The following is a 9,029-nucleotide window of genomic DNA, read 5'->3' as shown; positions in this document are numbered from 1 at the left end:
GAGTTGAACTCTTTAGGGTCTATGATGGTTGCAGTATCGCAAAACCAATCAATACTCTTCTTTACAGCAGCCATACTGCCTTGCAAGGTATGGTTTTTGATTTGAACTTGCCAAACATCCGTCGAGTTTCCAGCAGATTTGAGGGTAAAACCTCGGTAACTTGCAGCAGCCATAATCACTATTATCTTTGTTATGAGTAAGTTTAATAATAATTGTAAATCTCTCATTATCAAGTATATTTATCACAAGTTTACTTGTTATAGTGCGTGACTATGAGAAAAAGTGTTCGCGTAATCACATGTGAAGAACGAAAGCAGCGTTTTATAAATGCTTTTTCTAATCAGATCGATGTTGACCACATTAATGATTTAACAGACGGTGCTTATTCACATAACTCTCTACTCGCGATGGGCAAAGATTGGAACCTATTTTGCGAATTTTGCGATTCAAAAAGCGTTCGGTCACTCCCCGCAGCGGCTACAGCGGTGCGTTTGTTTATTGAAAAAGAGTCAAAGAGTCGCAAATATTCGACCATTAAACGCTACGTTGTCACCATTAGTTTGGTGCATAGGCTACTCAGTTTGCCTGACCCTGTTTCTTCGGTTTCAGTGAGGAATACACTTGCTGCCCTGAGGATAAACAAAAAGCATGATTCTCATTCAACAAACGCATTTAACCGTCAACATTTAGATGAGTTGACTCTCCTACTCCACAAATCGAAAAATAGTAAAGATATTCGCAACTTGGCGATCTACCATATTATGTTTGAATGCATGTTAAAGCGGTCAGAGTTACGTGATTTAATGCTTGAATCAGTCTATTCACATGACGCGCGCTATTACGTGGTTGTCGGTAGTCAAGAATATCAACTGTCAGTTGAGTCGTCACAGTTACTCAAACGCTGGCTAGAAGTTCGGGGTGATTGCAGCGGCGCGTTGTTCACTGCCATTGATAAGTACGGCAATTTGAGTAGAAATGCCTTGAATGACTCTTCTATTTATCGAATTCTAAGGGCCGCAAGCGACAAGTTAATGCTTGATGTCCACTTCTCTGGCCAATCGTTACGTGTCGGTGCTGCTAGCGACCTTGCGTCTCAAGGAGTTAAGGTGAAAGAGATACAAAGGTATGGTCGTTGGAAAAGTGCTGCTATGCCCTATCAGTATGTTGGTAATAGGTCGCAAGCAGCACTAGAGCGTATGGTCTACAAGAGCTTTAAACCTTGGGACAAATAGAACGTTTCACACAGTTCGCTAGGAAGCTCGCAAATGAATGACCGTTATGTTCTAGCATTTTAGGGAACATAGAGATCGGCGTCATACCCGGGAAGGTGTTTACCTCATTAAGATAAATTTGACCATCAGGTGTTAGGAAGAAGTCAATACGCGACAAATGACGAAGGCGCATTTGTGTGAACACTTTCTCAGAGCTAGCGCGGATAACGGCGAGCTGCTCTTGAGTGAGGTTTGTCGCTTCTACTTGTGTAGTTGAGTGGCTTGAAGCACTGTATTTCTCTTCATAAGAGTAGAACGCATCTTGAGGGGCGATGATCTCACCTGGTGCTGTGATATGCAGTTGACCTTCATACTCATAAGCAGCGACTTCCAGTTCACGAGGCTTTACTGCTTGTTCAACAAGTACTTGATCTGAGTAGCTAAATGCATCGTCAATAGCTTGTTGCAGTTGCTCTATTTCTGTTACCTTGTAACAACCTACCGAAGAACCCTGTCTAGCAGCCTTAACAAATACCGTTCCCCACTCTGCAAAAGCAGCTTTGCTTTGCTCGAATGCGTTCTGATTGTTTTCTGATAGAAAGATGTAAGGCGTATTAGGGATACCTAAAGCGTCATACCAGAGCTTTGAAGTGATCTTATTGAAGCTGTTGGTACTTGCTTCAGGACCACAACCCAAATATGGGATCCCAGAAAGCTCTAACATAGACTGAATATCACCGGTCTCACCTGGAAACCCATGAATACATGGAATAACAAAATCTAACTTGGTAGAACTCGTGTCAGTATTGATAGTGCCGGTATTGGTATCTAAGTATGCCAGTTCACCTTCGCTTGTGAACCAACCGTCTGATTTCATTTCAACGCGCACAACGTTGAACTGGGCCGTCAACTTTAATTGAGATTGAAGGAAGTCTGCAGATACTAGGGACACTTCGTGTTCAGACGAACCACCGCCGCAAAGAAGAAGAATAGTCGTGTTTGTCATTTAAAAATCTTTCCATGAGACAACTGGGAGAATCTCAGACCATGATAATCAAAACCTGTATCAGTTACACGGTTTTAGCGGCTAAAAATCCCGTTTGTTGTCTGAGTGAAGAAAATATAGGCGATAAAAAAGGGGCCTAAGCCCCTTTTTGCAAAATTAGTTCAGCTTGTTCAATGTTGGGTATTGAGAGTTCTTTATGTCATCAATACTTTTAACGAAAGGCTTAAGAGACTGAAACTCTGCTGGTAGATCTGAAATCGCGGCTTTGGCATCAGTGCGTGTTGCGTAGTCACCGTAAAGAACGGTATACCACTTAGTGCCGTTAACCATTTTGTAGTTTTCCCAAATTGGTTGATTGTCTTTACGCGGAAGCTTACGCGCGAAGTGGTCAACCTTAGTCTGAGAGCCTACTGCAACAACCTGGATAGTAAACCCGTAACGAGGCATTTTAGCTTGTTGTTTCGCTGTTGGAGGAATAATGGTAACAGCCGATTTGTTCGGCTTTGGCTGCATCTTCACGGTTTGAATTGTTGGAGTGGTTTGCACAACATTATTTTCAGAAATGTCGTTAGTCATTCCCTGCTGCGTTACAACGGGTTGTTCAACCATCGCTGTTTTGTAATCCTCACGGTAGCTTTCTGAACTTACGTCGGTAACGTAATCGCTCGATACACACGCAGAAAGCACCACTGATAAGCCAACAATCGCTATTTTTTTCATGAATTATTCAAATGCCTTAAGTAGAAATTACTTTAAATCATGCCGTTAGATAGACTTAGAATCAACCCAACATTCTAATTATATATCAATACACTGTGACGCAAGGCACAAACTTCGGTTGTATCTCAGTGATCTGATTAAAACAACACCGAAATAGCTGAGAATTAAGCCACTTTGTTGGTTAGGATTATAGCTGTCACCCCCTTTAGGAGCTTTGATATGAGCCACCTTACCCATTTTTTGAAGCCTCAATCTGTTGCGGTTATTGGCGCATCGATCAAACCAATGCGCGCTGGCAATATAGTTATGAAAAACCTGCTTCATGGAGGGTTTGAGGGAGCAATCATGCCTGTTACCCCTAAATACTCCTCTGTTTGTGGGGTGTTGGCTTATCGTTCCATCGATCAGCTACCAATCATTCCTGACGTAGCGATACTTTGTACTCACGCTAAGTACAATCTTGAGCTGTTTCGGCAGTTAGCAGAGAAAAGTGTCAAAGCAGTGATAGTGCTCTCTGCTGATATGCACTTCGCTAGTGATAGTGGAGACAGTATTCAAGACGAGTGCCTTAAGATAGCTCGAGATAACGGTATGCGTGTCTTGGGACCTAATAGTCTTGGACTGATTTTACCTTGGGTCAAGTCCAACGCTTCTTTCTCTCCTGTTACCGCTGAAAAAGGGAAAATCGCTTTCATTTCTCAGTCAGCGGCGATGTGTACCACGATTTTAGATTGGGCAAATGATAAAAATATCGGATTCTCGGCGTTTGTTTCACTTGGTAACGCGCTTGATATCGATTTTGCTGACCTACTCGATCACTTGTGTACAGATTCTCACACTGAAGCAATTCTTCTTTACGTAGATACCATCAAAGATGCACGAAGATTTATGTCTGCCGCGCGAGCTGCATCACGTAACCGGCGAATTTTGGTGCTAAAAGGCGGTAAGACCCCTGCTGGGCGTATAGCCGCGCAGGCGCATACAGGGGGGGACAATACTCTAGACATCATCTATGACTCAGCGATTCGTCGTACCGGTATGCTAAGAGTAAATAACTCTCATGAACTGTTTGCTGCGGTAGAAACCTTAACGCACTCGGTCCCGCTTCGTGGTGAACGATTAGCCATCATTACTAATGGTGGTGGTCCCGCTATTATGGCAGTGGATACTCTACTAGATCGCGGTGGAAAACTCGCCAAACTGTCCGATGAGACCATTGATAAATTGAGCGGCATCCTTCCTGCAAGCTGGAGTAAGAATAATCCCATCGATATGGTCGGTGATGCAGATGATAAACGTTATATCCAAACCCTTAATGCAGTCATGAACGCGGATTGCGCCGACGCAATATTGATCATGCATAGCCCCTCAGCTGTTGCGCATTCTGAGCAAACGGCTCAAGCCGTAGTAGAAGCGATCAAAGCGCACCCACGTCATAGACGATTCAACATACTAACTAACTGGTCTGGTGAACTGACGGCGAAACCCGCACGAGATATCTTCACTAAATCAGGGATTCCTACCTATAGAACGCCTGAGAGTGCGGTAGTCGCATTCATGCACTTGGTCGAATACCGTCGTAACCAGAAACAGTTGATGGAGACGCCGACCACTGCTGAGCCAGTGCACATTGCTGAGCTAAATGAAGCGAAAAAATGGATCGAAACCCGATTGCTGGATAAAGATACAGTGTCGTTAGATACCCACCAAATTGGTCCGTTTCTCAGTCATTTTAACTTCAATGTGCTGCCAACTTGGATCGCATCTGATCCAAGCGAAGCTGTTCATGTCGCTGAACAAATTGGCTATCCAGTGGCGGTCAAGCTCCGATCACCAGATATCGCGCACAAATCGGATGTTCAAGGTGTGATGCTCAATTTAAGAAACAGCGCAGAAGTCGCTGGGGCGTCACAGGCGATATTAGATCGGACTAAACTCTCCTACCCGTCGGCTCATATTCATGGCCTGCTTGTTCAAGGAATGGCAAAGCTTGCAGGCGGTGAAGAGATTCGAGTCAAAGTCAAAACGGACGAGACGTTTGGCCCTGTCATTTTGATTGGTCAAGGTGGCTCAGAGTGGGATGAATCGATTGATGCAGCCTCGGCACTTCCGCCGCTTAATATGGCGTTAGCGCGGTATTTAATTGTTCGAGCAATCAAAAGTGGCAAGATCCGCCCGCAGAAACTCCCAGAACCAATGGATATTCATGGCTTATCAGAGCTGTTAGTGCGAGTCTCTCAAATGGTGGTTGATTGCCCGCAAGTACATGAGCTGGATATACATCCAGTGCTTGCCAATGGTAGCGAATTTACCATCTTAGATGCCGACCTTGTGCTTAAACGTTATGAAGGCGATGCCCAACAACGCTTAGCAATTCGCCCTTACCCAGTGGAGTACGAGCAGATTATCACCCTGAGGGATGGTGAAGAGGTGCTGTTAAGACCAATATTGCCAGAAGATGAGCCTCATCATGCTGATTTTATACATAATGTCTCTAAAGAAGATCTTTATAAGCGCTTCTTCAGTGATGTGGGTGAATTCAACCATGAAGCGTTGGCAAACTTAACTCAGATTGATTATGACCGTGAAATGGCGTTTGTTGCGGTTAGCCAAAGCCGTGAAGGAAGCCCTATTATTGGCGTATCCCGTGCTCTGATTAACCCAGATAATACCGACGCCGAATTCGCTATCTTGATTCGTTCAGATCTTAAGGGTAATGGCTTAGGAAAAGTGCTAATGAAAAGGATCATAGAATACTGTCAGCACAAGGGCACCAAGCAGATGTCGGGAATGACCATGCCTACTAACCGAGGCATGCTGATGCTTGCTCAAGGGCTTGGCTTTAAACTTGACGTTCAGTTCGAAGATGGTACCGCTGATATGGTGTTGCCACTTAATTAGATTAGTTACATTTTAACCCAGCACTTTCCTAAATACCGCTTTAACAAGCGGTATTTTAGTATTTAAGATCGCAACTTTGGATTTGAGTTGTATGTTATGGCTAGTGGGAGTATTATCATCGTCATTCGACGATAGTCTATTGAGAACGTTAAATGCCAATTTCTTGCACGATTGCCAACCAAAAAGCATTTGAATCTTCTGAACAAGATTTAGCCCAAGAGCAAAAGTTAGCATGTCAAGCGAAGGCTTTGTCACACCCTGCGCGTGTGAGGATTGTTAAAATCTTACTCAATCTAGAAAAGTTAGATGGCTGTTTGAATAGCGAGCTTGTGTCTCAGCTTGGTTTGGCTCAATCAACGGTATCTGAGCATTTACGAATCCTCAAACAAGCAGGATTTATTACCGCTGAATCCATTCCGCCTAAAGTTTGTTATCGAGTAAACAAATCAGAAATCGATGAGTTCTCTGATCTGTTCAATACTGTATTTAGTTAGATCGATATTTAGGAAGAATGAGTTCTTCCTATTTTTTTAACCTAGTCTAATCGCTATTCGACGATTGACGAATAAGGAATGCCAAAATGAATTATTCACTGGCGTCCTTGTCCCACTTATCGAAGTGCCAATTCTTATTGTATTCGTCAACGTAGCATTGCGATTGAAGAAAAAGTATAACTCTAACCACTAGGACTCAATTTTAACGGTCAGCTGGGTGATTAACACCGTCATTGGTGACAACGTCACCCACTTCGAAAGGATTAACGCCTTCTAAGCATCCTAAATTAAACCCATACTCGTTGGGTGCAGAGCGCCTTTGGTGATGTGTGTAGATTCCACATACTGAGCAAAAGTAATGCTTAGCGGTATGGGTATTAAATTGATATAGCTTGAGCTTGTCTTTGCCTTGCAAGATCTTGATTCCGTCTAGCTTGACTGACGCTACAATTGCGCCCTTACGGCGACAGATTGAGCAGTCGCAGCGGCGAGGTTTTTCTATTCCATTTGGCAAATCGAGTTCAAAAACCACAGCACCGCAGTGACAACTGGCTTTGTGCTTGGGATGAATATCCGTCTCTCCTACCTTGGTAATCATTCTCTACTCCTTTGAGTTTATAATGCGTCCGCTGCTTGTTGCTGCTCAGGAAACTCTGATTCGTATAATTCCATAAAGTCTGCGCGAATAAGTTGCTCTAGGTGTGTTGCTTTTTCAGTTGGACAAAACAGCATAAAATGAACAATTTGTTCGCCTGTTGCGCCACTTGATATGTGTATATGCGGCTCTGCACCTGGTAAGTCTACCCCTGCATGTTTTTCTATCACTGAGTTGTACCGCGTCGCAACATCGTAGAAGTAGCTTGTATGGCTCTCTATTTTTTCCATTATGCTTGGGATCAGCGGAAAAAGGTTGACGAATTTGGGCACTATGATTGAAAAATCATGGAAAACATAGCGCTTCATGAAGTTAAGGTTTTTCACTGGATAGGTAAAGAACATGCTGTTAGGCAAGGTTGCCGTTTTTCCAGTGTAATGATATTGGCCGTGATGTAAGTCAATCTCATGAATCACCGTTGCCATCATGTTGTGTTCAATGACTTCACCACAGATTTTACCCACCTCAATCCAATCACCTATACGAAACGAACGTGAGCTCGCACGCTGTATTGAACCAGTAAAACAGAGGATTATCTCCTTGGAAGCGACAACGATGGCTACAGCAATTGCGGTAACGGATAGAGCGAATTCATTGATTTCTGATTGCCAAAGGATAAACAGCATCAACACTGTGATGATAAATGAACCGTTCTTGGTACGAGACATCCAGCTACGTTGGTATTCAGATACAAATGCAACATCTCCGCGAATCATAGATAGCGTGAACCTTCGTATTAATGTGACGAGGAGAATGATACAGACAGTAAATATGAGTTTGTGAGTCAGAAGAAAATCGATGACAGCTTGTGCTTTCTCCACGCTCTGCTCCTATAAGTAAATGGTGGTGGTTTTGGTCGGTCTAGCCATCCTTTCTAGCCGGTCAATAGTATGATGATAGCGTGATGTTATTTATATCGCGCTGAGGTAATAAATTCGCCAAAAGTTTCACACCATATAATGATGCTGTTGTATTCATCGAGTGGGAAGTTGTCTGGTAGTTTAACATTAAATCGATCAAAGCTTTTCACTTCTCCAACCAGAACCATATTGTCTTTTTGGGCTATAAAATCAACTTCTGTTTCTATGAACGTCGGTGAGAAATAGAGCTTGTAGTCTGGGCCTGGAGCGAGCTGACCAACAAATGCAATTTGTTCATGGCTGATCGAAACGGAGCCTTCGCCCCAATGAAAAAAATCGCTGTCTTTGCGATCTCTTTGAAAGGTTGCGCTATAAATGGCGTGGTTAGTGACGTTTTGAACATCGTGCATGCTCGGAGGTGTGGGTTGGATCAGGATGGGCAACGCGTAAATTCCAAGTGCGAAGCCCAATCCGATACACAATGAATGTGTAATCACTAACAATAATTGTTTCATCCTGATACTCACTGCAAAAGTCACTACTAATAAATGTATATGATTTTTAATGAAATATCAGTCTACTGATTAAGTTATTTGTACTTTAGCGCGGTTTTCTGTGCCAATGTCACGATGACGTTAACCGCTTGTTCCATTCCTTCGATAGAAATAAATTCGTGAATACCGTGAAAATTATAGCCTCCTGTGAAGATGTTCGGACAAGGTAACCCCATAAACGAGAGCCTTGCGCCGTCCGTTCCGCCTCGAATTGGCTTAACTAGTGGTTCGACATCGCATGCAATCATTGCCTCTTTTGCTAACTCGATTACATGTGGGTATGGCTCTACTTGCTCGCGCATATTGAAATAGCTGTCAGTGAGAATGAGTTCAACTCTTCCTTTATCGACCTTTTCATTGAGTTCAGCGACTTTTTCAGCCATAAATTGCTTACGCTGCTCCTGCCCTTGACGATCAAAATCGCGAATGATGTAACCAAGCTCACTGCGTGCAACTGACATCTCGGCTGACTTCAGGTGATAAAAGCCTTGGTAGCCTTCAGTGCATTCTGGTGTTTGCTGCGCAGGCATCATCAGTTGGAACTGCGCCGCGATGTTCATCGAGTTAACCATTTTATCTTTGGCTGTTCCCGGGTGAACGTTAACGCCATGACAAATTACATCCGCGC

General features: G+C 43.5%; 10 protein-coding genes. 3 read left to right on the top strand and 7 right to left on the bottom strand.

Annotated features, from left to right (window positions below):
- Window positions 1-173 (bottom strand): DUF3319 domain-containing protein (locus QTO00_RS09460; protein WP_331424517.1); only part of this gene is annotated, 173 nt, incomplete at its 3' end.
- 99 nt (window positions 174-272) lie between these two features.
- Here QTO00_RS09460 and QTO00_RS09455 point away from each other — a divergent pair.
- Complete coding sequence (locus QTO00_RS09455; RefSeq protein ID WP_331424516.1) at window positions 273-1,232, top strand: tyrosine-type recombinase/integrase; 960 nt, start codon at window positions 273-275, stop codon at window positions 1,230-1,232.
- On the opposite strand, the gene QTO00_RS09450 is transcribed toward QTO00_RS09455, so the two are convergent.
- Complete coding sequence (locus QTO00_RS09450; RefSeq protein ID WP_331424514.1) at window positions 1,213-2,217, bottom strand: D-alanine--D-alanine ligase; 1,005 nt, start codon at window positions 2,215-2,217, stop codon at window positions 1,213-1,215. The two genes, QTO00_RS09455 and QTO00_RS09450, sit on opposite strands and share 20 nt — an antisense overlap.
- 156 nt (window positions 2,218-2,373) lie before the next feature.
- A complete protein-coding gene (locus QTO00_RS09445) occupies window positions 2,374-2,937 on the bottom strand; it encodes an SPOR domain-containing protein (protein WP_331424513.1) in 564 nt (187 codons plus the stop codon).
- Between the two features lie 219 nt (window positions 2,938-3,156).
- On the opposite strand from QTO00_RS09445, the gene QTO00_RS09440 reads away from it, so the two are divergent.
- Window positions 3,157-5,838 (top strand): bifunctional acetate--CoA ligase family protein/GNAT family N-acetyltransferase, encoded by a 2,682-nt coding sequence (locus tag QTO00_RS09440; protein WP_331424512.1) that lies wholly within the window; start codon window positions 3,157-3,159, stop codon window positions 5,836-5,838.
- A gap of 152 nt (window positions 5,839-5,990) precedes the next feature.
- Window positions 5,991-6,332 (top strand): ArsR/SmtB family transcription factor, encoded by a 342-nt coding sequence (locus QTO00_RS09435; protein ID WP_331424511.1) that lies wholly within the window; start codon window positions 5,991-5,993, stop codon window positions 6,330-6,332.
- A 202-nt stretch (window positions 6,333-6,534) separates the two neighbouring features.
- Here QTO00_RS09435 and QTO00_RS09430 read toward each other — a convergent pair whose 3' ends face one another.
- The 4 genes from QTO00_RS09430 to pepT all read right to left on the bottom strand — a co-directional run.
- Window positions 6,535-6,930 (bottom strand): GFA family protein, encoded by a 396-nt coding sequence (locus tag QTO00_RS09430; RefSeq protein ID WP_038208362.1) that lies wholly within the window; start codon window positions 6,928-6,930, stop codon window positions 6,535-6,537.
- Between the two features lie 17 nt (window positions 6,931-6,947).
- Window positions 6,948-7,808 (bottom strand): mechanosensitive ion channel family protein, encoded by an 861-nt coding sequence (locus QTO00_RS09425; RefSeq protein ID WP_331424509.1) that lies wholly within the window; start codon window positions 7,806-7,808, stop codon window positions 6,948-6,950.
- A gap of 86 nt (window positions 7,809-7,894) precedes the next feature.
- On the bottom strand, window positions 7,895-8,362 hold the full coding sequence (locus QTO00_RS09420; protein ID WP_038208365.1) for a DM13 domain-containing protein: 468 nt from the start codon (window positions 8,360-8,362) through the stop codon (window positions 7,895-7,897).
- 74 nt (window positions 8,363-8,436) lie between these two features.
- A partial coding sequence (gene pepT, locus QTO00_RS09415; protein WP_331424507.1) for a tripeptide aminopeptidase PepT occupies window positions 8,437-9,029 on the bottom strand: 593 nt, incomplete at its 5' end.

Source organism: Vibrio sp. M260118 (genome assembly GCF_036533755.1).
In the GTDB taxonomy this organism is placed as follows: Bacteria; Pseudomonadota; Gammaproteobacteria; order Enterobacterales; family Vibrionaceae; genus Vibrio.
The sequence above is the reverse complement of the archived record's forward strand: the minus strand, read 5'-3'. Positions and strand labels throughout refer to the sequence as shown.

Coding starts and splice junctions, on each gene's coding strand:
- QTO00_RS09455 (WP_331424516.1), top strand. CDS start 273: ATGAGAAAAAGTGTTCGCGTAATCACATGTGAAGAACGAAAGCAGCGT.
- QTO00_RS09450 (WP_331424514.1), bottom strand. CDS start 2,217: ATGACAAACACGACTATTCTTCTTCTTTGCGGCGGTGGTTCGTCTGAA.
- QTO00_RS09445 (WP_331424513.1), bottom strand. CDS start 2,937: ATGAAAAAAATAGCGATTGTTGGCTTATCAGTGGTGCTTTCTGCGTGT.
- QTO00_RS09440 (WP_331424512.1), top strand. CDS start 3,157: ATGAGCCACCTTACCCATTTTTTGAAGCCTCAATCTGTTGCGGTTATT.
- QTO00_RS09435 (WP_331424511.1), top strand. CDS start 5,991: ATGCCAATTTCTTGCACGATTGCCAACCAAAAAGCATTTGAATCTTCT.
- QTO00_RS09430 (WP_038208362.1), bottom strand. CDS start 6,930: ATGATTACCAAGGTAGGAGAGACGGATATTCATCCCAAGCACAAAGCC.
- QTO00_RS09420 (WP_038208365.1), bottom strand. CDS start 8,362: ATGAAACAATTATTGTTAGTGATTACACATTCATTGTGTATCGGATTG.